Annotated in this window: 20 protein-coding genes; 3 read left to right on the top strand and 17 right to left on the bottom strand. The window is 60.6% G+C overall.

What is annotated here, in order from left to right:
* Positions 1 to 78: 78 nt before the first annotated feature.
* Entirely contained in the window at positions 79 to 2,652 is a 2,574-nt protein-coding gene (gene mutS, locus VCJ09_RS06670) for a DNA mismatch repair protein MutS (RefSeq protein WP_324733656.1), read from the top strand.
* 144 nt (positions 2,653 to 2,796) lie between these two features.
* On the top strand, positions 2,797 to 3,120 hold the full coding sequence (gene fdxA, locus VCJ09_RS06665) for a ferredoxin FdxA (RefSeq protein WP_079201132.1): 324 nt from the start codon (positions 2,797 to 2,799) through the stop codon (positions 3,118 to 3,120).
* Between the two features lie 436 nt (positions 3,121 to 3,556).
* Here fdxA and rpoS read toward each other — a convergent pair whose 3' ends face one another.
* The 9 genes from rpoS to VCJ09_RS06620 all read right to left on the bottom strand — a co-directional run bounded on the left by rpoS (position 3,557) and on the right by VCJ09_RS06620 (position 11,672).
* Positions 3,557 to 4,561, bottom strand: a complete 1,005-nt coding sequence (gene rpoS, locus VCJ09_RS06660; RefSeq protein ID WP_324733655.1) for an RNA polymerase sigma factor RpoS — start codon at positions 4,559 to 4,561, stop codon at positions 3,557 to 3,559.
* Positions 4,562 to 4,665: 104 nt separating this feature from the next.
* Positions 4,666 to 5,526 carry a peptidoglycan DD-metalloendopeptidase family protein gene (locus VCJ09_RS06655; RefSeq protein ID WP_407693015.1) on the bottom strand — a complete coding sequence of 287 codons (861 nt, stop codon included), beginning with the start codon at positions 5,524 to 5,526 and terminating at the stop codon, positions 4,666 to 4,668.
* A 56-nt stretch (positions 5,527 to 5,582) separates the two neighbouring features.
* A complete protein-coding gene (locus tag VCJ09_RS06650; RefSeq protein WP_324733654.1) occupies positions 5,583 to 6,521 on the bottom strand; it encodes a DUF368 domain-containing protein in 939 nt (312 codons plus the stop codon).
* Between the two features lie 26 nt (positions 6,522 to 6,547).
* Positions 6,548 to 7,183 carry a protein-L-isoaspartate(D-aspartate) O-methyltransferase gene (locus VCJ09_RS06645; protein WP_324734613.1) on the bottom strand — a complete coding sequence of 212 codons (636 nt, stop codon included), beginning with the start codon at positions 7,181 to 7,183 and terminating at the stop codon, positions 6,548 to 6,550.
* Positions 7,184 to 7,224: 41 nt separating this feature from the next.
* Positions 7,225 to 7,974 carry a 5'/3'-nucleotidase SurE gene (surE, locus tag VCJ09_RS06640; RefSeq protein WP_324733653.1) on the bottom strand — a complete coding sequence of 250 codons (750 nt, stop codon included), beginning with the start codon at positions 7,972 to 7,974 and terminating at the stop codon, positions 7,225 to 7,227.
* Complete coding sequence (gene truD, locus VCJ09_RS06635; protein WP_324733652.1) at positions 7,962 to 9,020, bottom strand: tRNA pseudouridine(13) synthase TruD; 1,059 nt, start codon at positions 9,018 to 9,020, stop codon at positions 7,962 to 7,964. The genes surE and truD overlap by 13 nt, the downstream gene beginning before the upstream one ends.
* Positions 9,017 to 9,490 carry a 2-C-methyl-D-erythritol 2,4-cyclodiphosphate synthase gene (ispF, locus tag VCJ09_RS06630; RefSeq protein WP_324733651.1) on the bottom strand — a complete coding sequence of 158 codons (474 nt, stop codon included), beginning with the start codon at positions 9,488 to 9,490 and terminating at the stop codon, positions 9,017 to 9,019. The genes truD and ispF overlap by 4 nt, the downstream gene beginning before the upstream one ends.
* Before the next feature lie 139 nt (positions 9,491 to 9,629).
* Positions 9,630 to 10,472, bottom strand: a complete 843-nt coding sequence (fghA, locus tag VCJ09_RS06625) for an S-formylglutathione hydrolase (RefSeq protein WP_324733650.1) — start codon at positions 10,470 to 10,472, stop codon at positions 9,630 to 9,632.
* 87 nt (positions 10,473 to 10,559) lie between these two features.
* A complete protein-coding gene (locus VCJ09_RS06620) occupies positions 10,560 to 11,672 on the bottom strand; it encodes an S-(hydroxymethyl)glutathione dehydrogenase/class III alcohol dehydrogenase (RefSeq protein ID WP_324733649.1) in 1,113 nt (370 codons plus the stop codon).
* 169 nt (positions 11,673 to 11,841) lie between these two features.
* Between VCJ09_RS06620 and VCJ09_RS06615 the strand changes: the two genes are divergently transcribed.
* Positions 11,842 to 12,732, top strand: coding sequence for a LysR substrate-binding domain-containing protein (locus VCJ09_RS06615; protein WP_324733648.1), 891 nt, complete (start codon positions 11,842 to 11,844; stop codon positions 12,730 to 12,732).
* Positions 12,733 to 12,823: 91 nt separating this feature from the next.
* Here the strand turns inward: VCJ09_RS06615 and ispD are convergent, their stop codons facing one another.
* The 8 genes from ispD to dnaE form a co-directional block, all read right to left on the bottom strand.
* Positions 12,824 to 13,534 carry a 2-C-methyl-D-erythritol 4-phosphate cytidylyltransferase gene (gene ispD / locus VCJ09_RS06610; RefSeq protein WP_324733647.1) on the bottom strand — a complete coding sequence of 237 codons (711 nt, stop codon included), beginning with the start codon at positions 13,532 to 13,534 and terminating at the stop codon, positions 12,824 to 12,826.
* Positions 13,535 to 13,549: 15 nt separating this feature from the next.
* On the bottom strand, positions 13,550 to 13,828 hold the full coding sequence (gene ftsB / locus VCJ09_RS06605) for a cell division protein FtsB (protein ID WP_324733646.1): 279 nt from the start codon (positions 13,826 to 13,828) through the stop codon (positions 13,550 to 13,552).
* Positions 13,829 to 13,934: 106 nt separating this feature from the next.
* On the bottom strand, positions 13,935 to 15,224 hold the full coding sequence (gene eno, locus VCJ09_RS06600; RefSeq protein WP_324733645.1) for a phosphopyruvate hydratase: 1,290 nt from the start codon (positions 15,222 to 15,224) through the stop codon (positions 13,935 to 13,937).
* 141 nt (positions 15,225 to 15,365) lie between these two features.
* On the bottom strand, positions 15,366 to 16,211 hold the full coding sequence (gene kdsA / locus VCJ09_RS06595) for a 3-deoxy-8-phosphooctulonate synthase (RefSeq protein ID WP_324733644.1): 846 nt from the start codon (positions 16,209 to 16,211) through the stop codon (positions 15,366 to 15,368).
* Between the two features lie 4 nt (positions 16,212 to 16,215).
* Entirely contained in the window at positions 16,216 to 17,847 is a 1,632-nt protein-coding gene (locus tag VCJ09_RS06590) for a CTP synthase (RefSeq protein WP_324733643.1), read from the bottom strand.
* Between the two features lie 177 nt (positions 17,848 to 18,024).
* Positions 18,025 to 19,341 (bottom strand): tRNA lysidine(34) synthetase TilS, encoded by a 1,317-nt coding sequence (tilS, locus tag VCJ09_RS06585; protein WP_324733642.1) that lies wholly within the window; start codon positions 19,339 to 19,341, stop codon positions 18,025 to 18,027.
* Positions 19,342 to 19,443: 102 nt separating this feature from the next.
* Positions 19,444 to 20,394, bottom strand: a complete 951-nt coding sequence (accA, locus tag VCJ09_RS06580; protein ID WP_324733641.1) for an acetyl-CoA carboxylase carboxyl transferase subunit alpha — start codon at positions 20,392 to 20,394, stop codon at positions 19,444 to 19,446.
* A 185-nt stretch (positions 20,395 to 20,579) separates the two neighbouring features.
* Entirely contained in the window at positions 20,580 to 24,098 is a 3,519-nt protein-coding gene (dnaE, locus tag VCJ09_RS06575; RefSeq protein ID WP_324733640.1) for a DNA polymerase III subunit alpha, read from the bottom strand.
* Positions 24,099 to 24,172: the final 74 nt, after the last annotated feature.

The raw sequence follows: 24,172 nt of genomic DNA, 5'->3' as shown, positions 1-24,172 counted from the left end.
CTGCACTCCGGGGTTAAAGCCAGCCAGGGGGATACCGTACACTAGGCGCTTTTGCGATTCAGCCGGACAGTTAAAACGATGAGCCAAAGCGATCTTAGTTCTCACACGCCCATGATGCAGCAGTACTGGAGACTGAAAAACCAGCACCCGGACCAGCTGATGTTCTACCGCATGGGCGACTTCTACGAGATCTTCTACGAGGACGCGAAAAAGGCCGCCAAGCTGCTGGATATCACCCTCACCGCCCGCGGCCAATCCGCCGGCCAGGCGATTCCCATGTGCGGAATCCCCTACCACGCCGCCGAAGGCTACCTGGGCAAGCTGGTCAAGCTCGGCGAGTCGGTGGTGATCTGCGAACAGATCGGCGACCCGGCCACCAGCAAGGGCCCGGTGGATCGCCAGGTGGTGCGCATCATCACCCCCGGCACGGTCAGTGACGAGGCGCTGCTCGACGAGCGGCGCGACAACCTGCTGGCTGCCGTGCTGGGCGACGAGCGGCTGTTCGGCCTGGCTGTGCTGGACATCACCAGCGGTCGCTTCAGCGTGCTGGAGATCAAAGGCTGGGAGAATCTGCTGGCCGAACTGGAACGCCTCAATCCGGTCGAATTGCTGATTCCCGATGACTGGCCGCAAGGCTTGCCCGCGGAGAAACGCCCCGGCGTGCGTCGCCGCGCGCCCTGGGATTTCGAACGCGACAGTGCGCACAAAAGCCTCTGCCAACAGTTCACCACCCAGGATCTGAAAGGCTTCGGCTGCGAGAACCTGACCCTGGCCATAGGCGCCGCCGGCTGCCTACTGACGTACGCCAAGGAAACCCAGCGCACCGCCCTGCCACACCTGCGCAGCCTGCGCCATGAGCGCCTCGACGACACGGTGATTCTCGACGGCGCCAGCCGGCGCAACCTGGAGCTGGACGTCAACCTCGCCGGCGGGCGCGAGAACACCCTGCAATCGGTGGTCGACCGTTGCCAGACCGCCATGGGCAGTCGCCTGCTCAGCCGCTGGCTGAACCGCCCGCTGCGCGACCGCACAATACTGGAAGCGCGCCAGGAATCGATTGCCTGCCTGCTGGAACGTTATCGTTTCGAGACCCTGCAACCGCAGCTCAAGGAAATCGGCGATCTGGAACGGATCCTCGCCCGCATCGGCCTGCGCAATGCGCGGCCACGGGACCTGGCGCGCCTGCGCGATGCCCTGGCCGCCCTGCCCGAATTGCAACAGGCCATGACTGACCTCGACTCGCCGCACCTGGCTGAGCTGGCCGGCATAGTCAGCACCTACCCGGAGCTGGCCGAGCTGCTAGCCCGCGCCATTATCGACAACCCGCCCGCGGTAATCCGCGATGGCGGCGTGCTCAAGACCGGCTACGACGTCGAGCTGGACGAACTGCAATCGCTCAGCGAAAACGCCGGCCAGTACCTGATGGATCTGGAGGTGCGGGAGAAGGCACGTACCGGCCTGGCCAACCTCAAGGTCGGCTACAACCGCGTGCATGGCTACTTTATCGAACTGCCGAGCAAGCAGGCGGAGTCGGCGCCGGCCGACTATATCCGCCGCCAGACCCTGAAAGGTGCCGAGCGCTTCATCACCCCCGAGCTGAAGGAGTTCGAGGACAAGGCGCTGTCGGCCAAGAGCCGCGCCCTGGCCCGCGAAAAAATCCTCTATGAAGAACTGCTGGAACGCCTGATCGGCCACCTCGGTCCGCTGCAGGACAGCGCCGCGGCCCTGGCCGAACTGGACGTGCTGAGCAACCTGGGCGAACGCGCCCTGAACCTCGACCTCAATCGTCCACGCTTCGTCGACGAGCCCTGCATGCGTATCGAGCAAGGCCGTCATCCGGTGGTCGAGCAGGTACTGACCACCCCCTTCGTGGCCAACGACCTGAGCCTCGACGATGACACGCGCATGCTGATCATCACCGGGCCGAACATGGGTGGTAAATCCACCTATATGCGCCAGACCGCGCTGATCGTGCTGCTCGCGCATATCGGCAGCTTCGTCCCCGCGGCCAGTTGCGAACTGTCGCTGGTCGATCGCATCTTCACCCGTATCGGATCAAGCGATGACCTGGCGGGTGGCCGTTCGACCTTTATGGTCGAGATGAGCGAAACTGCGAATATCCTGCACAACGCCACAGAACGCAGCCTGGTGCTGATGGACGAAGTCGGCCGCGGCACCAGTACCTTCGACGGCCTGTCGTTGGCCTGGGCCGCCGCCGAGCAACTGGCCACACTGCGTGCCTACACGCTGTTCGCCACCCACTACTTCGAACTCACGGTACTGCCGGAAAGCGAGCCGCTGGTTGCCAACGTGCATCTCAACGCCACCGAGCACAATGAGCGCATCGTCTTTTTGCATCATGTACTGCCCGGCCCGGCCAGCCAGAGCTATGGTTTAGCGGTAGCGCAACTGGCCGGCGTTCCTGGCGACGTGATCCTGCGCGCCCGCGAACATCTGGCGCGCCTGGAAACCACCAGCCTGCCCCATGATTTGCCACGCAACGAGCCCGGCCAGCAGGTGACTCCACTGCAAAGCGATATGTTTGCCAGCCTGCCGCACCCGGTGCTGGAGGAATTATTCAAGATCAACCTGGATGATCTGACTCCGCGCAAAGCGCTTGAACTGTTATATACATGGAAAGCGCGAGTCTAACGCCCGCGCGCGCAAGCTGTTAGAATCGCGCGCGCTTTGGGATGCTGCGGCCTACTAGCCCGGTGTCGCAGCCATAGTTTCCCGAACCAAGGGGCTGTTTATGTAAAACAGTCCCCGAGCCGTAGCCTGAGGAGAGAATTAGAAATGACCTTCGTCGTCACCGACAACTGCATCAAGTGCAAGTACACCGACTGCGTGGAAGTCTGTCCGGTGGACTGCTTCTACGAAGGCCCTAACTTCCTGGTGATCCACCCGGACGAGTGCATTGACTGCGCACTCTGCGAGCCGGAGTGCCCGGCCCAAGCGATCTTCTCCGAAGACGAAGTACCGGAAGACCAGCAGGAATATACCCAACTCAATGCCGATCTGGCCGAAGTCTGGCCGAACATCACCGAGAAGAAAGAAGGCTTACCTGATGCTGAAGAGTGGGATGGCGTAAAAGACAAACTGCAACACTTGGAACGCTAAACCTTACTCAGCGCCCACTGAAAGACCCGCCTTGCGCGGGTCTTTTGCTTTCTTGCAGGCAAAAAAAGGGGCGGTATTACCCGCCCACTCTTTTGTCCCTACTCCCTGTATTCCCTGCTCATCATCCTGATGAAATCACGTCCTGCGATTGTCCTGACCGCTGTCCGTTGCGATCTGTGCCAGTCCCTAGGCACAGGTGTAATACTAGCGTTTCCCTGCTTTGCCACAAGCCCGCCAAATACCTGAAAAAATGCAATGCCCCATATAATATAATTAAATAACTATATAAATCAGTAGCTTGAATTAAACCCTCCTATTCAAACAGCGACTTTCCTGCCATTCTTTCCCTTAATCACTTACACGTCGCGTAAGCAATGGCTTACACGACGCCCACAAAAAACCCGGCCTAAGCCGGGTTTTGTAGAGCAGGCAAGAGCTACTGAAACAAGGCGTCACTCGACAAACCGTTCTTTTCCAGGATCTCGCGCAAGCGCTTGAGCGCCTCGACTTGAATCTGCCGCACACGCTCGCGAGTCAAGCCGATCTCCTGACCGACTTCTTCTAGGGTACAGCTTTCGTGGCCGCGCAAGCCGAAACGCCGCACCACTACCTCACGCTGCTTGTCGGTCAACTCGGACAGCCATAGATCAATGCTTTGCGACAAGTCGTCGTCTTGCAGCAACTCGCATGGATCGGTTGGACGGTCATCAGTCAGGGTATCGAGCAGGGTCTTGTCAGAGTCCGCGCCGAGGGAAACATCCACCGAAGAAACCCGCTCATTCAGGCCGAGCATGCGCTTGACGTCACTCACCGGTTTTTCCAGCAGGTTGGCAATCTCTTCGGCCGAAGGCTCATGGTCGAGTTTCTGGGTCAACTCGCGCGCCGCACGCAGATAGACGTTGAGCTCTTTGACCACGTGGATCGGCAATCGAATGGTACGGGTTTGATTCATGATCGCCCGTTCGATGGTCTGGCGAATCCACCAGGTTGCATACGTCGAGAAGCGAAAACCCCGCTCCGGGTCAAATTTCTCGACCGCCCGGATCAGCCCGAGATTACCTTCCTCGATCAGATCGAGCAGCGACAAACCACGATTGACGTAGCGGCGGGCAATTTTCACCACCAGCCGCAGGTTGCTTTCAATCATGCGCTTACGCCCAGCAGGATCGCCCTTCTGCGCCAATCGCGCAAAGAACACTTCCTCTTCAGGGCTAAGCAGGGGAGAAAAACCGATTTCGTTGAGATACAACTGAGTGGCGTCTAGCGCGCGCGTGTAGTCGATGTACTTGTGCTGCTTGCTACTTGATTGTTTGGCTTTAGTGCGAGCCTGCGGCTTTTCCGCCTCATCGCTCGACACATCGTCCAAGACGACGCCAGTCTCCATCAAGAGCACTTGATCATCGACGTCAAACTCCGGCGCTTCTTTTGGAATGAGTGCCATTATTGTTGTTCCTTGCTGAGTTCGACAGCAAGCTCTGGTGGCACCTGATTCCCTGGCAACACCTGAGCTCGTCCTCCCACGTGATGGAGCAGACGAGCGGCCGATCAAGGGTGCGGCAAGTATTGCATCGGGTCTACAGGCTTTCCCTGACGGCGAATTTCAAAATGAAGCTTCACCCGGTCGGCTCCTGTGGAACCCATTTCGGCAATCGTTTGCCCAACTTTGACCTGCTGTCCCTCCTGAACCAGCAGCCTGCGGTTGTGTCCGTAGGCACTTACGTAGGTATCGCTATGTTTGATGATCACCAACTCGCCGTAGCCCCGCAAACCACTCCCGGCGTATACAACTGACCCATCAGACGCAGCTAAAACAGGCTGTCCCAAATCACCGGCGATATCAATGCCTTTATTCAAACTGCCGTTTGAGGAGAATCGTCCAATTACAACGCCGCTGGCAGGCCAGGCCCAGCCTGATGCTGAGCGCGCGACAGATTGCACCGGAGTGGTCGCCTGGGTTGTCTTGATAGGCACTGGCGACTGCGCCTGAGTCCGCACAGTCGGGGACTTAAGCGGCGCAACCGGGCGGCCAACCGGTGCCGGCCGGGTCACTGTAGGCGCGGCGGCAACTACAGCCCTCCGCGTCGGCTGGCGACCGTCGAAGCGAATGACCTGGCCAACCCGAATCAGATAAGGCGAGGCAATACCATTGCGCGCAGCCAAGGCTTTCCAGTCCCAGCCGAAACGAAAGGCAATTGAATAGAGGGTATCGCCACGCCGCACCAAATATTGACCGCTGGTCACAGGTTGGCGCTGCTGCGTCGCCGCACCGCGGTGATTGCGATCGACAACTTGCACACCACCCGACGGGCTGGCACAGCCAGCCAGGAGCACACCAATAACCAGGCCACCCAACAGGCTCCGAGCGCTGCTGCTGCATATTCGCGATTGAATGGCAGTGAAACTCACCCGTATCTCCCTTTATGACTAGTGGCGTTGGTTGATTGGTGGGTATTGTGCCGTAATTATTCGGCGCAGCTAGTGCTTTGCTGATGGCGCGCGGCCAACCACTCCAGCCCGAGCACTAGCAGTACCCCGCCCAGAGCCAAAAGAATAGCCAAGAGTAGCTGTGGATCCTGCCCGCTAACTTCGGCGAAACGTCCCGGCAAGAGGTTGGCCTGGAGCAGCGGTACCTGCTGCCCATGGCTGTCGGCGTGCCAGGTAAGGGTTTCCTTCCACGGCCAGAGCTTGTTCAGCGAGCCCAGCATCAACCCCGTCAATAACGCCAGGGTCAGGTCGCGCCAACGCAGCAACAGCCAACGCAGCAACCCGGCAAAGCTGACGATGCCCACCAGGCAACCGCTGGCAAAGAGCGCCAGGACGTTGACATCCAGACCTTTTACCGCGCCGAGAATAAAGGGATACAGACCCAGCAGCAGCAAGATGAAACTACCGGAAATACCCGGCAGGATCATTGCGCAGATGGCAATCGAGCCTGCGAAGAAAATACTCAGTGAGTCAGTACCCCACTGCATCGGCGCAGCCACGGTGATCCAGTAGGCAAATGCCGCACCTACAGTGAAACTGACGAAACGACTCCAGTTCCAGCGCTGGATCTCTCGTGCGACCAGATGCGAAGAAACCAGTATCAAGCCGAAAAAAAACGACCACACCGGGATCGGGTGCTCGGCCAGCAGGAAGGTGATTACCCGCGCCAGGCTGAGCACACTGGTCAGAATGCCGGCCAACAGAACCAGCAGGAAAGTTGCATTGGCGGCCTGCCAGGCGGCCAGGACACGACCGCGCAAGAGCAAGCTCAGCGCAGCGGGCACACCGGCTATCGAACGCAGCAGTTCATCGTAGATCCCGCTGATAAAGGCGACGGTACCGCCGGAAACGCCAGGCACCACATCGGCCGCGCCCATGGCAATGCCTTTGGCGAAGAGCAGAAGATGTTTCTTCATGGATTCTTCCAGGTAAACGCTAACGATCAGGCCAAGGGCCCATTGAGCAAGGGAACGAAACGCACGGCATCCAGCACATGCCTGGCAAACCCCTGTTCCTCACGGACGATCAGCAGCAACTGCTGCACATCGCCGGCACCGACCGGAATCACCAGGCGTCCACCCGGCGCCAACTGATCGAGTAGAGCCTGGGGCACCTCACTGGCAGCCGCGGTGACGATGATACCGTTGTAGGGCGCCAAGGCCGGCCAACCCTCCCAGCCATCACCCCAGCGAAACACCACGTTGCGCAAGTTCAACTCGGTCATGCGTTCCTTGGCCCTATCCTGCAACCCTTGAATACGCTCGACGCTGAAAACCCGCTCGACCAACTGGGCGAGAATTGCCGTCTGATAACCGGAGCCGGTGCCAATTTCCAGCACCTTGTCCAAGGGGCCGGCGGCCAGCAGCAATTCGCTCATGCGCGCAACCATGTAAGGCTGCGAAATGGTCTGGTTATGGCCGATCGGCAGCGCGGTGTCTTCATAGGCGCGATGGGCCAAGGCTTCATCAACGAACAGGTGGCGCGGTGTGCGACGGATCGTTTCCAGCACCTGGGCGTTGGACAACCCCTCTTCATACAGCCGCTGAATCAGCCGCTCGCGAGTTCGCTGCGAAGTCATGCCGATGCCGCGATGATGCAACTCGTCTTGCTCACGCCTCATCAGAGCAAACCCTCTAACCAAGGTTGCAGACTGCTGAGGCCATCCTGAAAGGTACGATCCAACTGCAGCGGGGTAACGGAGACGAAGCCCTGCATCACCGCATGGAAGTCAGTGCCCGGCCCGCCATCCTCGGCATCGCCAGCGACCGAAATCCAGTAGCCCTCCTTGCCACGTGGGTTGATCACCTTGACCGGCGCAGCGGCACGGGCACGATGGCCCAGGCGAGTCAGCTGGATACCACGGATATGCTCCAACGGCAGGTTGGGGATATTCACGTTGAGCACGGTGCGCGGTGGCAAATCCAGCTGTTCATGAGCCGCCACCAGCTTGCGCGCAAAATAGGCGGCCGTCGGCAGATTATCCGGCTGCCGCGAAAGCAGGGAGAACGCGAACGCCGGACGGGCCAGAAAACGGCCTTCCAACGCGGCGGCCACCGTGCCGGAATAGAGCACGTCATCGCCCAGATTAGCGCCCAGGTTGATACCCGCCACGACCAGATCTGCCACCTGCGGCAGCAGTCCGTTCAGGCCCAGATGCACACAGTCGGTCGGCGTACCGTTGAGGCTGATAAAGCCGTTGGGCAAGGTGCAAGGGTGCAGCGGACGGTCGAGGGTCAGCGAGCTGCTGGCACCACTTCGGTCCTGATCGGGTGCGATCACCACGCACTCGGCATAATCGGCCAAAGCAGCATACAGCGCGGCAAGGCCTGGCGCTGCCACGCCATCATCGTTAGAAATCAGAATACGCATGGGTTGTCCGTTTGCCCTGCAGGCAACAGATCGACTAGCTCGCGCACTAAGACGGTGGCAAAGCATCCAGCCGGCAGGACGAATTCCAGTTGCAGAATGTCAGGCTCGGGATAATGCCACGTCAAACCGCCTATGGGGAGGCGCAGGATACGCCGTTCGTGTGTCATCCCCGCTTCTGCCAACCAGTCGACCAAGGCACGCTCATCCTCGGCGACCGTCTGCTCCAAGTCCTGGGCGACTCCGCCGGCCGTCGAGGCACCCGCGCCCCACAAGGGCCCGGTCGGGTGCAAATCCAGAATCGTCAAGCGTGGATCCGAGCATTCAGCCTCACCGGCAGGAAAAAAACTGCGGCTATCGGTAAAGGCCAGCAGATCACCCAGCAGCGCCTGATTCCAAGTATCGGCGGCGACCCGCTGCGCCAGTACGCGATTAAATAAATAACTGCGCGCCGCGGACAGTACTCGCGAACGGACATTACGCTTCTCAGGCAAGGTTTTAGATTCGGCAAAGTGCCGTGCATGGGCGACGTTCCCCCCCTCGAAGCCAAAGCGCTGCAAGCCGTAGTAGTTAGGAATGCCCTGAGCGGCTATTTGCGTAAGACGTATATCCAAGGCTTCGCGATCAGCCTTGAGTTGAGTCAAACGCAAGGTAAAGCCATTGGCCGCATGAGCACCGCGCTGCAATTTACGCGTATGGCGCAGCTGCTTGAGGATCGCCAAGCTGGCGTCTTCGGCGCCGCCCAAGTCAGGATTGGCCTTGCCAGGCAGGTGCAGACTGAACCATTGACGGGTCAAAGCCTGGCGATCCTTGAGTCCGGCATAGCTGATCATGCGGATTGATACGCCAGCGGCGCGGGCGATGCGCTTGGCCACCTCCTCGGTATTCAGCTCGCGTTTTTCCACCCATAGCCAGAGGTGTTCACCCTCTCCAGCCAGGGGGATGTCCAGCACCTCATCGACCTGGAAGTCTTCCGCCACAGCCTTGAGCACCGCGGTACCGCACGGCTCGCCATGGCCGCGCGGGCCAAGCAATTCGAGTTCGTTCATCGGCCTACCAATAGCGCAACGGCATGCACCGCGATGCCTTCTTCGCGGCCGGTGAAGCCGAGTTTCTCGGTGGTGGTAGCCTTGACGTTGACCTGATCCAGCGAGACCTGCAGATCCTCGGCGATCAGGCTGCGCATTTGTTGGATATGCGTGGCCATCTTCGGCGCCTGGGCGACTATGGTGGCGTCGACATTACCCACCTGCCAGCCTTTGGCCTGCAGCAAATCCAGGACATGCCGCAGCAGCATACGGCTGTCAGCCCCCTTGAAGGTCGGGTCGGTATCCGGAAAATGCTTACCGATATCGCCCAGTGCTGCGGCGCCGAGCAAGGCATCGGCGAGCGCATGCAGCAGCACATCACCGTCGGAATGGGCGATCAGCCCGAAACTGTGGGGAATCCGTACGCCGCCGAGGGTAATGAACTCGCCCTCGCCGAAACGGTGTACATCGTAGCCGTGGCCAATACGCATAAGAACAACGCCCTGCAAAAGTCAGGGCCTGATTCTACATGCAGGAGCCTGACTGTAGGGCACGCCGTGCGCACCGGCAATCGGCCAGCACCACGACGAACTCTCTTTTCGCAACCACTGAGCGGTGTGCACCGCGCCCCTACGCCAGAGCCTGCGCATGATGGCGCAGGTGGTCTTCGATAAAGCTGGCGATGAAGTAGTAGCTGTGGTCATAGCCGGGTTGCAGGCGCAGGGTCAGCGGATGCCCGGCGGCCTGCGCGGCGCTCTGCAGAGCCTGAGGTTTGAGCTGGCCGTCGAGGAAATCGTCACGATCGCCCTGATCGATCAGGATCGGCAAACGCTCGGACGCATCGGCGATCAGCGCACAGGCATCCCATTCGCGCCAGCGCGAGCGTTCAGCACCAAGGTAGCGGGAAAACGCCTTCTCGCCCCAGGGGCAGTTGGACGGATTGCCGATCGGCGCGAAGGCTGACAGCGACTGGTAGCGCCCCGGGTTGCGCAAGGCGCAGACCAGCGCGCCATGCCCGCCCATGGAGTGACCGCTGATGCCGCGTTTGGTCGAGACCGGGAAGTTAGCCTCGATCAGCGCCGGCAACTCCTGCACCACATAGTCGTGCATGCGGTAATTGCGCGCCCAGGGTTCTTGCGTGGCGTTTAGATAGAAACCGGCACCCAGACCGAAATCCCAGGCGCCATCCGGGTCGCCCGGCACATCAGGCCCGCGCGGACTGGTGTCCGGCGCGACTATGATCAAGCCCAGTTCGGCGGCCAGCCGGTGGGCGCCGGCCTTCTGCATGAAGTTCTCGTCATTGCAGGTCAGCCCCGACAGCCAGTAGAGCACCGGCAGCTTGGCGCCCTGCTCGGCCTGCGGCGGCAGGTAAACCGCGAACACCATGTCGCAGTTGAGCGTACTCGAACGATGCCGGTAGCGCTTGTGCCAGCCGCCGAAGCTTTTCTGGCAGGAGAGGTTTTCAAGAGTCATGTTTCAGCTCACACAAAATAGGACTTGCAGGGGCAACGCAATCCGCCCCCGCCCAAATCGCCCCGCAGCAGGCGGGGCGCATGCACCCTAGAAATGGATGACTGTACGGATGCTCTTGCCTTCATGCATCAAGTCAAACGCCTTGTTGATGTCTTCCAGCGGCATGTTGTGGGTAATAAAGGTATCCAGCGGGATTTCACCCTTCTGCGCCTTCTCCACATAGCTCGGCAGTTCGGTACGGCCTTTCACCCCACCGAACGCCGAACCACGCCAGACTCGCCCGGTAACCAGCTGGAACGGACGGGTGGAAATTTCCTGACCGGCACCCGCCACGCCGATGATGGTCGACTCGCCCCAGCCCTTGTGACAGCACTCCAGCGCCGCGCGCATCAACTGCACATTACCGATGCACTCGAAGGAGTAATCCACCCCGCCATCGGTCATTTCGACTATGACGTCCTGGATCGGCTTGGCGAAATCCTTCGGATTGACGCAGTCGGTGGCGCCCAGTTGCCGGGCGATTTCGAACTTGGCCGGGTTGATGTCGATGGCGATGATCCGCGCGGCCTTGGCCATCTTGGCGCCGATGATGGCCGCCAGACCGATGCCGCCGAGGCCGAAGATCGCCACGCTGGCGCCCTCCTCGACCTTGGCAGTATTCAATACCGCGCCGATGCCGGTGGTGACGCCACAACCGAGCAGGCAGACCTTCTCCAGCGGCGCTTCCTTGGGAATCTTGGCCAGGGAGATTTCCGGCAATACGGTGTATTCGGAGAAGGTCGAACAACCCATGTAGTGGTAGATCGGCTGGCCCTGATAGGAAAAGCGGCTGGTGCCATCCGGCATCAGGCCTTTGCCCTGGGTGGCACGCACTGCCTGACACAGGTTGGTCTTGCCGGATTTGCAGAATTTGCACTCGCGGCACTCGGCGGTGTACAGCGGGATCACATGATCGCCGACCGCCAGCGAGGTGACGCCCTCGCCTACCGCCTCGACGATGCCGCCGCCTTCATGACCCAGGATGCAGGGAAACACACCTTCGGAGTCTTCACCGGACAGGGTGTAGGCATCGGTATGGCACACGCCCGTGGCGACGATGCGCACCAGCACTTCACCGGCCTTCGGCGGTTCGACATCCACTTCGACGATTTGCAGCGGTTGGTTGGCGGCAAAGGCTACCGCAGCACGTGACTTGATCATGATCGCTCTCCGACGGGATATAACAGTGGCAAAGAGTGTAGATCATCCTCTGCAGAGTAATAATCGGCGTTATGGCAAAACATTATTGCCATCTAGGGATAATAGCCAGAAGCTACAGGCAACTCAGTGAATCGCTTGAGCGCATCAGAATCGGGAAGGAGCAGACATCATGAATCGCTGGGAAGGTCTGGATGAATTCGTTGCGGTGGCCGAGTGCGGCCAATTCACCGCCGCCGCCGAGCGTCTGGGCCTGTCCTCCTCGCAGGTCAGCCGCCAAGTCGCCCGCCTGGAGGAGCGCCTACAAACCCGCCTGTTCTACCGCAGCACCCGGCGCGTGGCCCTGACCGAAGCCGGGCAAACCTTCCTGCAGCATTGCCAACGCCTGCAGGATGCCCGCGAAGAAGCCCTGCGCGCGGTTGGCGACCTTGGCAGCGAACCCAAAGGACTGCTGCGCATGACCTGCGCCGTAGCCTATGGCGAGCGCTTTATCGTGCCCCTGGTGACGGACTTCATGACGCGTCACCCGCAATTGCGGGTGGACATTGAGTTGAGCAACCGCAACCTGGATCTGGTTCATGAAGGCCTGGATGTGGCCATTCGCCTGGGCCGCCTACAGGATTCGCGACTGGTCGCCACACGCCTGGCACCCCGACGCATGTACCTGTGCGCGGCGCCAGATTATCTGCAGCACTACGGTCGCCCGCACAGCCTGTCCGAACTGAACCGGCACAACTGCCTGATCGGCAGTTCGGATACCTGGAGTTTCCAGCTCAACGGCCGCGAAGCCTCGCAACGCGTACAAGGCAACTGGCGCTGCAACAGCGGCCAGGCGGTGCTCGATGCGGCCTTGCGCGGCCTGGGCTTGTGTCAGTTGCCGGACTACTACGTACTGGAACATCTGCGCAGCGGCGCCCTGGTCTCCTTGCTGGACAACCAGCAGCCGCCCAACACCGCGGTCTGGGCACTCTATCCCCAGCAACGGCATCTATCGCCGAAAGTGCGACAACTGGTGGACGCCCTCAAGGCAGGGTTGGCGCAACGCAGGGAGTATCGCCCCTGATGACGCGACCCGCGCGCCGCGGGGCCATCAACGACGCCAATTGCGGCGCTCAACCTCTTCGCTCCTGTGGCCCATCCATGACAGACCGAAATCAGCAGCGCTCGGCCCAGCGCTGGCGCAGCCAATCGAGGTCTTCGGGCCGGGTCACCTTGAGGTTATCGGCGCGGCCCTCGACCAAGCGCGGCGCCTGCCCGAGCCACTCGACAGCCGATGCCTCATCGGTAATAGCCACCTCGGCAGCCAAAGCCTCTGCCAGCGCACGGTGCAGCAAGCCGAGGCGGAACATCTGCGGCGTGTAGGCCTGCCAGATCAGCGAACGATCGACGGTCTGCAGCACCCGACCATCAGACCCGGCACGCTTCAAGGTGTCGCGCACAGGCACCGCGAGCAGGCCGCCAACCGCATCACCGGCCAGCTCGGCCAGCAGCTTATCCAGGTCCTGGCGCGCCAGATTGGGCCGCGCCGCATCATGCACCAACACCCAGTCGCACTCCTGCGCCCCCAACTCGGTCAGGCGCTGCAAACCATTGAGCACCGAATCCGCGCGCTCCCGACCGCCCTCAGCACGGGTGATACGCGAGTCGTGCGCACACGCCAAAGTCGGCCAGTAGGGATCATCGAGCGCCAGACTGACCACCACGCCTTGCAGCTGCGGGTGATCGAGAAAACAGGCCAGGGTGTGCTCCAGAATGGTTTTACCGGCCAGCTCCAGATATTGCTTGGGCCGGTCGGCACGCATGCGGCTGCCAACCCCGGCGGCGGGGATCAGGGCCCAAAAATGCGGCAATACGGAAGTCTTCATTCGGTTAACTGGTAGTCATTCGGTTAACTGGTAGAGAGTCTCGCCCTCTTTGACCATGCCCAGCTCATGGCGGGCGCGCTCCTCGACGGTTTCCATGCCCTGCTTCAGCTCCATGACTTCCGCTTCGAGAATACGATTGCGCTCCAGCAGGCGCTGATTATCACCTTGCTGATCGGCGATCTGGTGACTCAAGTCGGTGACCTGCGCCAGGCTGCCATCGCCCACCCACAAGCGATACTGCAAGCCAACCAGCAGCAGGATCAGGATGACTAACAACCAATAAGGACTACGCATGACAGTAAAAGCATCCGGACGAAAAGAGGGGCGACTCGCGCCGCCCCTCTTTTACCATGACTCGACCACTCACTGAAAACGCCGCGAGCGTAACCCGCAGCAGTTTTCAGCCACGGAATTCGGCACGGCCGCGATATGGCGCCTTACCAGCCAGTTGCTCTTCGATGCGCAGCAATTGATTGTACTTGGACACCCGATCGGAGCGGCACAGCGAACCGGTCTTGATCTGGCCGGCAGCGGTGCCCACGGCCAAATCGGCGATAGTCGAGTCTTCGGTTTCGCCGCTGCGATGGGATATCACCGCGCTGTAGCCGGCCGCCTTGGCCATCTGGATGGCTTCCAGGGTCTCGGTCAGGGTGCCGATCTGGTTGAACTTGATCAGGATCGAGTTGGCGATGCCCTTGTCGATGCCCTCTTTGAGGATCTTGGTGTTGGTCACGAACAGGTCGTCGCCGACCAGTTGCATCTTGCTACCGAGCTTGTCGGTGTGGACTTTCCAACCGGCCCAGTCGGACTCGTCCATGCCGTCTTCGATGGAGATGATCGGGTAACGCTCGGCAAGGCCCGCCAAGTAATCGCTAAAGCCTGCGGCGTCGAACACCTTGCCTTCACCGGCCAGGTCGTACTTGCCATCGGCGAAGAACTCGCTGGACGCGCAATCCAGGGCCAGGGTGACGTCGTCGCCCAGCGTGTAACCGGCGTTGGCCACAGCCTCGGCAATGGCGGCCAGGGCGTCTTCGTTGGAGGCCAGGTTAGGGGCGAAACCACCTTCATCACCCACCGAGGTACTCAAGCCACGGGCTTTGAGTACGATCTTGAGGTGATGGAAAATCTCGGTACCCATGCGCAGGGCTTCGGCGAAGGTCTTGGCGCCTACCGGCTGAACCATGAACTCCTGGATGTCGACGTTGTTGTCGGCATGCTCGCCACCATTAATGATGTTCATCATCGGCACCGGCATGGAGTAGACGCCCGGCGTGCCATTGAGGTTGGCAATGTGCGCGTACAGCGGCAGGTCGTTGTCCTGGGCGGCGGCTTTGGCGGCGGCCAGGGACACCGCGAGAATGGCGTTGGCGCCCAGCGTGGCTTTGTTCTCAGTACCGTCGAGGGCAATCATCGCGCGGTCAAGGGCTTGCTGGTCGAGCGGATCCTTGCCCAGCAACAGGTCACGAATCGGACCGTTGATATTGCCTACGGCCTTGAGTACGCCCTTGCCCATATAACGGCTCTTGTCGCCATCACGCAGTTCCAGCGCTTCGCGCGAACCAGTGGAAGCACCGGACGGTGCGCAAGCACTACCGATGATTCCGTTATCGAGAATCACGTCGGCTTCCACAGTCGGGTTGCCACGGGAGTCGAGAACCTCACGGCCTTTGATGTCGACGATCTTTGCCATTGCTTTTAGCACTCCAAAAAGTTGACGAGAACGGTACCGCCAGGGACTGAGTTCATGCCGCCTGCAAGGTCGGCAGGCGACAGATAGCTGACCACATAGTCAAATTATGCCCGGACGGCACTTTACCGGAGAAAAGCCGTTTCAGGCAGTCTCAATCGGCGGAAAACTCTTGATCAGATCATCCAGCTGCTTGAGCTGAGTGAGGAAGGGTTCCAGCTTGTCCAGGCGCAAGGCACAAGGACCATCGCACTTGGCATTGTCTGGATCCGGATGCGCTTCGAGGAACAGCCCAGCCAGGCCCTGGCTCAAGCCGGCCTTGGCCAGGTCGGTGACCTGGGCACGGCGGCCACCGGCGGAGTCGGCACGTCCGCCCGGCATCTGCAGGGCATGGGTAACGTCGAAGAACACCGGATACTCGAACTGCTTCATGATGCCGAAGCCGAGCATGTCCACTACCAGGTTGTTGTAGCCGAAGGAGCTGCCACGCTCACAGAGGATCAACTGATCGTTGCCGGCTTCGACACACTTGGCCAGGATATGTTTCATCTCCTGGGGCGCGAGGAACTGGGCTTTCTTGATATTGATTACCGCACCGGTCTTGGCCATCGCCACCACTAGGTCGGTTTGCCGCGAGAGAAATGCCGGTAACTGGATGATGTCGCACACCTGCGCCACCACGGCAGCCTGCTGTGGCTCGTGTACGTCGGTGATCAGCGGCACGCCGAAGGTCTTCTTCACTTCTTCGAAGATCTGCATGCCCTCTTCCAGGCCGGGGCCGCGGAAGGAGCTGATCGAGGAGCGGTTGGCCTTGTCGAAGCTGGCCTTGAACACGAACGGAATACCCAGCTTGTCGGTAACCCGCACATATTCTTCGCAGGCGCGCATGGCCAGATCGCGCGATTCGATGACGTTGATGCCACCGAACAAGACGAAGGGCTTGTCGTTGGCGATGTCGATGCCGCCGACCTTGATGATCTTCTGGGTCATGTCCTTATGCCTTCTTCGCGTGCTGGGCCAGCGCAGCGTTGACGAAACCGCTGAACAACGGATGACCGTCGCGCGGCGTCGAAGTGAACTCCGGGTGGAACTGGCAGGCGACGAACCACGGATGATCCGGCGCTTCTATCACTTCGACCAGGGCGCCGTCACCGGAACGACCGGTGACCTTGAGGCCAGCCTCGATCAGCTGCGGCAGCAGGTTATTGTTCACTTCATAGCGATGGCGATGGCGCTCGACAATTACGTCCTTGCCGTAGCACTGATGCACTTGCGAGCCGCTGAGCAGCTGGCAATCCTGAGCTCCGAGGCGCATGGTGCCGCCCAGGTCGGAGGCATTGCTGCGCTGCTCGGTGACGCCGGTGGCGTCCTGCCATTCGGTGATCAGACCGACTACCGGGTGGCTGCTGCTGTTGTCGAATTCGGTGGAGTTGGCATCACTCCAGCCCAGCACATTGCGGGCGAACTCGATCACCGCAACCTGCATGCCCAGGCAGATACCCAGGTAAGGAATCTTGTTCTCGCGGGCAAACTGCACAGTGGTGATCTTGCCTTCCACGCCACGCAGGCCGAAGCCACCGGGCACCAGGATCGCATCGACGCCTTCGAGCAAGGCGGTGCCCTGGTTCTCGATGTCTTCGGAGTCGATATAGCGCAGGTTGACCTTGGTGCGGCTCTGGATGCCGGCATGGCTCATCGCTTCGATTAGCGACTTGTAGGCATCCAGCAGTTCCATGTACTTGCCGACCATGGCGATGGTGACTTCATGCTCAGGGTTGAGCTTGGCGTCGACCACCCGCTCCCACTCTGACAAATCGGCACCGCCGCACTCCAGACCGAAGCGCTCGACGACGAAATCATCCACTCCCTGGGCATGCAGTACGCCCGGAATCTTGTAGATGGTGTCGACGTCTTCCAGGGAAATCACCGCACGCTCTTCGACGTTGGTGAACAGGGCGATCTTGCGCCGCGAGGAGATATCCACCGGATGATCGGAGCGGCAGATCAGCACGTCGGGCTGCAGACCGATGGAACGCAGTTCCTTCACCGAATGCTGGGTCGGCTTGGTCTTGGTCTCGCCGGCAGTCGCGATGTACGGCACCAGCGTCAGGTGCATGAGCATGGCGCGCTTGGCGCCCACTTCCACGCGCAACTGGCGGATGGCTTCGAGGAACGGCTGCGACTCGATGTCGCCCACGGTGCCGCCGATCTCGACCATGGCCACATCGGCATCGCCGGCACCCTTGATGATGCGGCGCTTGATCTCGTCGGTGATGTGCGGGATGACCTGAATGGTCGCGCCCAGGTAATCGCCACGGCGCTCTTTGCGCAGCACGTGCTCGTAAACCCGGCCGGTGGTGAAGTTGTTGTCCTGGGTCATGGTGGTGCGGATGAACCGCTCGTAATGGCCCAGGTCGAGGTCGGTCTCGGCGCCGTCGTGGGTGACGAACACCTCGCCGTGCTGGAACGGACTCATGGTGCCCGGATCGACGTTGATATAGGGATCCAGCTTGAGCATCGTGACCTTCAGGCCCCGCGCCTCCAGGATAGCCGCCAATGAAGCCGAGGCGATGCCTTTCCCCAATGAAGAAACAACACCACCCGTGACGAAGATGAAGCGCGTCATGAAAAACCCTAGAAGTCTGCGTTTAGGCGGTCAGCGCCGCCGGGGAAAGCGAAGGAAGGCCGAAGCCACAATTACGAACATGCCGTAATTGACAAGCTGTTGCCGACTCCATTCTCCTGAGGAAAAGGGGTCTGCAAAAGCTCTAGTAAGACGGGAGCGTAGTCTACCGGAAAGGCCTTACCAGCTCAAACCTTGATCATTGATCGGTGGCTGCCAACTGAGTTGCCATTGGCCACCATTCGCCCCATCCAAACCGGGAAGATTAGCCACGGCCTGCAACACGCCATTGCACAACAGCAGGGGCAAGCGCGGACGGACAAACGCCGGCACCCGCTGCTCATTAAGCAAACGTTTCAAATCGCGATGACCGCGCCCAGGCAGGCTCATGACCTCGCCCCCCTGGCGATAGGCCAAACGCCAGTCGCCGGCTGGCAACTGGCCCTCGACACGCACGCAACCATTGCCTGCCAGCGGCAACCAACGCCCAGGACTGAGCTGAACGTCAGGCGTTTGCGGCATGCACAGCCAGTCGCCGTTGAGCCACCACAACCGCTGGTCGGCTCGACGCAACTCGCCTGCCGCCAGACGCCAGATCGGGACGGCGTCACCGGCCGCATCGCGCAACGCCCGCCAGCCGGCCCAGTGCTCACTGTCCGGCATAGGAGTGAGGCTGCGCAGCCAGTAGCGCAGGGCATTGCACTGACGGGCATCGTTCAACGCCCGCAACGGCGCCAGGGACACGCTGGGCAGATTGAGCCAGGCAAACTCGCAGGGCGCCTGCGCAGCCTGCAAGTCCTGCTGCGCCAGTTCATCGAGCAGCTGAGCAGCCTCGCCCAGATGCTCCGCCGCACGCGCCATGCTGGCCGCCGCCTGCGGCCAGCGCCTAGTCAGGAGCGGCAAGACCTGATGGCGCAAGTAATTGCGCGAGAAGCGGCTATCGGCATTCGACGGATCCTCCACCCAGCGCAGCTGATGTTCGTCGGCATAAGCCTGCAACTCGGCACGGGAACACTGCAACAGCGGCCGTAGCAGCTGCCCGGCACCGAGCGGCCGACTCTGCTGCATAGCCGCTAAGCCTTGCACGCCGGCGCCGCGCAGCAGGCGAAATAGCAGGGTTTCCGCCTGATCATCGCGATGCTGCGCCGCCAGCAAAACCTCGCCCGGACCCAGCAGCGCGCGAAAAGCCGCATAGCGCGCTTGCCGTGCGGCGCGCTCGACGCTGGCCCCCGGCTGCACCTGCACAGGCTCCACCTGCAGCGGCACACCCAGCACATCACACAACCGACGACAGTGCGCCGGCCAGGTATCGGCAACTGCTTGCAAGCCGTGATGAATATGAATAGCGGAAAGCGGCGGTAACGCCTCGCGTTGCGCGAGACCAACCAGAAGATGCAGCAGCACGGTTGAATCCAGGCCGCCGGAAAGCGCGATACGCCAGGCCGGCGCATCGCGCCAGGGAGCCAGAGCCGTCAGCACGCGGGATTCGAGGGACATAGGCACAACTTCAGGCTGCAGGGTGGGTCGGCCGGCGATCCGCTTCAGCCTATCGATACGGACGCCGGATGGGTGAAAATTTCACCCATCCTACAACCGCCCTCAGGCGATGCCGTAGCTCATCAAGCGCTCATAACGACGAGCCAGCAGTTCGGCGGTATCGAATTTACGCAGCATGTCCAACTGAACCGCCAGCTCCTGGCGCACCGATTCGGCGGCAGCGACTGGATCGCGATGGGCGCCGCCCAATGGCTCGCCAATCACCTGATCGACAATCCCCAGGCCTTTCAGGCGCTCGGCCGTGATACCCATGGCTTCCGCGGCGTCCGGGGCCTTATCTGCAGTTTTCCACAGAATCGAGGCACAGCCTTCCGGCGAAATCACCGCGTAAGTCGAGTACTGCAGCATGTTCAGCTGGTCGCAAACGCCAATCGCCAGAGCACCGCCGGAACCACCCTCACCAATCACGGTGGCGATGATCGGAGTTTTCAGACGCGCCATCACCCGCAGGTTCCAGGCAATCGCCTCGCTCTGCCCACGCTCTTCGGCGTCGATGCCCGGGTAGGCGCCCGGGGTGTCGATAAAGGTCAGGATCGGCATCTTGAAGCGCTCGGCCATTTCCATCAGGCGACAGGCTTTGCGGTAACCTTCCGGGCGCGGCATGCCGAAATTGCGGCGTACCTTCTCGCGCACCTCACGGCCCTTCTGGTGGCCGATCACCATCACCGGCTCACCATCCAGACGGGCGACACCGCCGACTATCGCCGGGTCATCGGAGAAATGCCGATCACCGTGCAGTTCGTCAAATTCGGTGAAAATGTGCTGCAGATAGTCCAGGGTGTAAGGCCGGTGCGGGTGACGGGCGAGCTTGGCAATCTGCCAGCTGCTCAGGTTACTGAAAATACTTTCGGTCAGAGCACTGCTCTTGACCTGCAGGCGGGCGATCTCATCGCTGATGTTCAACGAGTTGTCGTTACCGACCAGGCGAAGCTCTTCGATCTTGGCTTGCAGGTCGGCGATCGGCTGTTCGAAATCGAGAAAATTCGGGTTCATAGTCATCCGTCTTGCGTCGACGGCCATGCGGCCGGGGAGCTGTATCCGTTTCGCGCCTACCTTATAGGAACAGGCGCATTCAGGTCGACACTCGGGTCTGGATAAAAATCACCGCTAACCGGTGATTCACTCACAATCCCACCCACGAGCGCCGCAACCAACACATGAAGCCGGGGCCTCAAAAATCAGCGGTAGTGCAGAAAGACGTTGTCTCGCCCGAACTGGTCACGCAATGCCTGAATCAGACTGTCGGCCGGATCGATTCTCCAGCCTTCGCCAAACTGCAGCATGGCCCGCGCATCCTCACCGGTGTACTCCAGGGTGATCGGGCAGGCACCGCGATGGCGCTTGCACACATCCGCCAGCCAGCGCAGCCGATCGCCCTTCAAGGCACTACTGGCAATCCTCAAGCGCAGGCTGTCAGCCAGTCCGGTCCGCGCCTCCTCCAGGCTCATCACTCGCTTGGCCCGCAAACGCAGACCGCCGGAAAAATCATCGTTACTCACCTCGCCCTCGACCACCACCAGGGCATCGCTCTGCAACAACGCCTGATTGCTGGAAAACGCTTCGGCGAACAACGACGCCTCGATCCGGCCAGAGCGATCGTCCAGGGTGATGAAACCCATCTTGTCACCCTTCTTGTTCTTCATCACCCGCAGGTTGACGATCAGACCGGCAATCGTCTGGTCGCCGCGCGCCGGCTTGAGGTCGATGATCCGCTGACGGGCAAAGCGCCGTACCTCGCCTTCGTATTCGTCGATCGGATGCCCGGTCAGATACAGGCCGAGGGTGTCCTTCTCGCCTTTAAGGCGCTCCTTCAGCGACAGCTCACGGGCCTTGCGGTGATTGGCATAAACATCCATCTCGGCATCGGCAAACACCCCGCCAAACAGATCCACATGACCACTATCATGGCTGCGCGAGGTCTGCTCGGCCGCCTGCACAGCCTCCTCCATCGCCGCCAACAGCACCGCGCGGTTACGATCAATATTGGCCTTGTAGGCTTTTATTTCCTCGTGGAAATACGGCCCCATACGATCCAGGGCGCCACCGCGGATCAGCGCTTCCAGGGTGCGCTTGTTGATGCGTTTGAGGTCGACGCGCGAGCAGAAGTCGAACAGATCCTTGAACGGACCATCCTTACGCGACTCGACGATGGCCTCGACCGGCCCCTCGCCGACCCCCTTGATCGCGCCCAGGCCATAGATGATCCAGCCTTCGTCGGTAACCGTGAACTTGAATTCTGAAATATTCACATCCGGCGCATCGAGGCGCAGCTTCATGCTGCGGCACTCCTCGATCAGGGTCACGACCTTGTCGGTGTTGTGCATATCCGCCGACAAAACCGCCGCCATAAAGGCGGCCGAGTGGTGCGCCTTGAGCCAGGCCGTCTGGTAAGAGAGCAAACCATAAGCGGCCGAGTGGGATTTATTGAAGCCGTAGCCGGCGAACTTTTCCACCAGATCGAAGATATTGCCCGACAGGTTCGCATCGATGCCGTTGCTCGTGCAGCCCTCGATAAAGCCACCGCGCTGCTTGGCCATCTCCTCGGGCTTCTTCTTACCCATGGCGCGACGCAGCATATCCGCGCCACCGAGGGTATAACCAGCCATGACCTGGGCGATCTGCATCACCTGTTCCTGATACAGGATGATGCCGTAGGTGGGCTTGAGTACGGGCTCCAGGCCCGGGTACTGATAGTCCTGATGCGGATAGGAAATCGGCTCACGACCGTGCTTGCGGTTGATGAAGTCGTCGACCATGCCCGACTGCAACGGGCCCGGACGGAACAGGGCCACCAGGGCGATCATGTCTTCCAGGCAGTCCGGCTTGAGCTTCTTGATCAGCTCCTTCATGCCGCGCGACTCGAGCTGGAACACCGCAGTGGTCTCGGCCTTCTGCAACATTTGGAAGGTCGGTTTGTCATCCAGCGGAATGAAGTCGATATTCAGGTCCGGCAGGCCTTGCTTGGCCTGCTCGCGGTTGATCGTTTCCATCGCCCACTTGATGATGGTCAGGGTGCGCAGACCGAGGAAGTCGAACTTCACCAGACCTGCGGTTTCCACATCATCCTTGTCAAACTGAGTGACCAGACTGCCGCCTTCGTCATCGCAAGCAATCGGCGAGAAGTCGGTGAGTTTGGTCGGCGCGATAACCACGCCGCCGGCGTGCTTGCCGGTACCACGAGTGATGCCCTCGAGCTTGCGCGACATTTCCCAGATTTCCCGGGCATCCTCGTCGACCTTGAGGAAGTCGCGCAGCGGCTCCTCCATCTCGTAGGCTTTTTCCAGGGTCATGCCAACTTCGAAGGGAATCATCTTCGACAGGCGATCGGCCAGGCCATAGGGTTTGCCCTGGGCCCGCGCCACGTCACGCACCACCGCCTTGGCCGCCATGGTGCCGAAGGTGATGATCTGGCTGACCGCGTTACGCCCGTATTTCTCGGCGACGTAATCAATTACCCGGTCGCGGCCATCCATGCAGAAGTCGACGTCGAAGTCGGGCATGGAGACCCGTTCCGGGTTGAGGAAGCGTTCGAACAGCAGGTCATAGGCCAGCGGATCGAGGTCGGTGATCTTCTGCACGTAGGCCACCAGCGAACCGGCACCCGACCCCCGGCCAGGGCCGACCGGCACGCCGTTGTTCTTCGCCCACTTGATGAAATCCATAACGATCAGGAAGTAACCGGGGAAGCCCATCTGGATGATGATATTCAGCTCGAAGTTCAGCCGATCGATATACACCTGCTTCTTCGCGTCGTAGTCCGGCGTGTCCTTGGGCAGCCTTACTTCCAGGCGCTCGTCGAGACCGTCGAAGGAAACCTTGCGAAAGTACTCGTCCATGGTCATCCCGGCCGGCACCGGGAAGTCGGGCAGGAAGTACTTGCCCATCTGCACTTCGATATTGCAGCGCCGGGCAATCTCGACGGTATTTTCCAGCGCCTCCGGCAGGTCGCTGAACAACTCGGCCATCTCTTCCGGGCTCTTCAGGTACTGCTGATCGGAATAGCTGCGCTGACGTCGCGGATCGTCCAGGCTGCGACCTTCACCGATGCACACACGGGTCTCGTGGGCGGCGAAATCATCCTGCTTGAGAAAACGCACATCGTTGGTCGCCACCAGCGACGCCCCGACCTTGGCTGCCAACTCGACCGCCAGGTGCAGATGCTCCTCGTCGTTGACCCTGTTGGTGCGCTGCACCTCCAGGTAAAAGCGCTGTGGAAACACCTCCAGCCATTCGCGCAGCAACGCTTCGGCTGCGGCTGGCTCGCCGTTCAGCAGGGCATGACCGACCTCGCCCTCCTTGGAGCCAGACAGCGCGATCAAACCTTCGGCGGCGGCCTTGACCCAGTCGCGCTGGATGATCACCTGGTCGTTGCGTTGCCCCTCGGTCCAGCCGCGGGAAACCAGTTCGGTCAGGTTGCGGTAGCCCTTGGCATTGGTAGCCAGCAGGGTCATGCGGCTGAGTGGACCGTCATCATCGGTGTTAGCCAGCCAGATGTCGGCACCACAGATCGGCTTGATTCCGCCGCCCATAGCCGCTTTGTAGAATTTGACCAACGAGCACATGTTGCTCATGTCGGTGACCGCCACCGCCGGCATGCCCACACTCGCCACGGCCTTGATCAGCGGCTTGACCCGCACCAGACCATCGACCAGGGAATACTCGGTGTGCAGACGCAGATGGACAAACGAAACAGTCATGACAGTCCTATACAAAACACAAAACGACAAGATGGGGATTGTACAGCCTTCGCAACGACAAGCTGCAAGCGCAG

The organism is Pseudomonas paeninsulae, from assembly GCF_035621475.1.
Taxonomy (GTDB): Bacteria; Pseudomonadota; Gammaproteobacteria; order Pseudomonadales; family Pseudomonadaceae; genus Aquipseudomonas; species Aquipseudomonas paeninsulae.
Note: the sequence above shows the minus strand (reverse complement) of the source record. Positions and strands in the feature narration are given on the sequence as shown.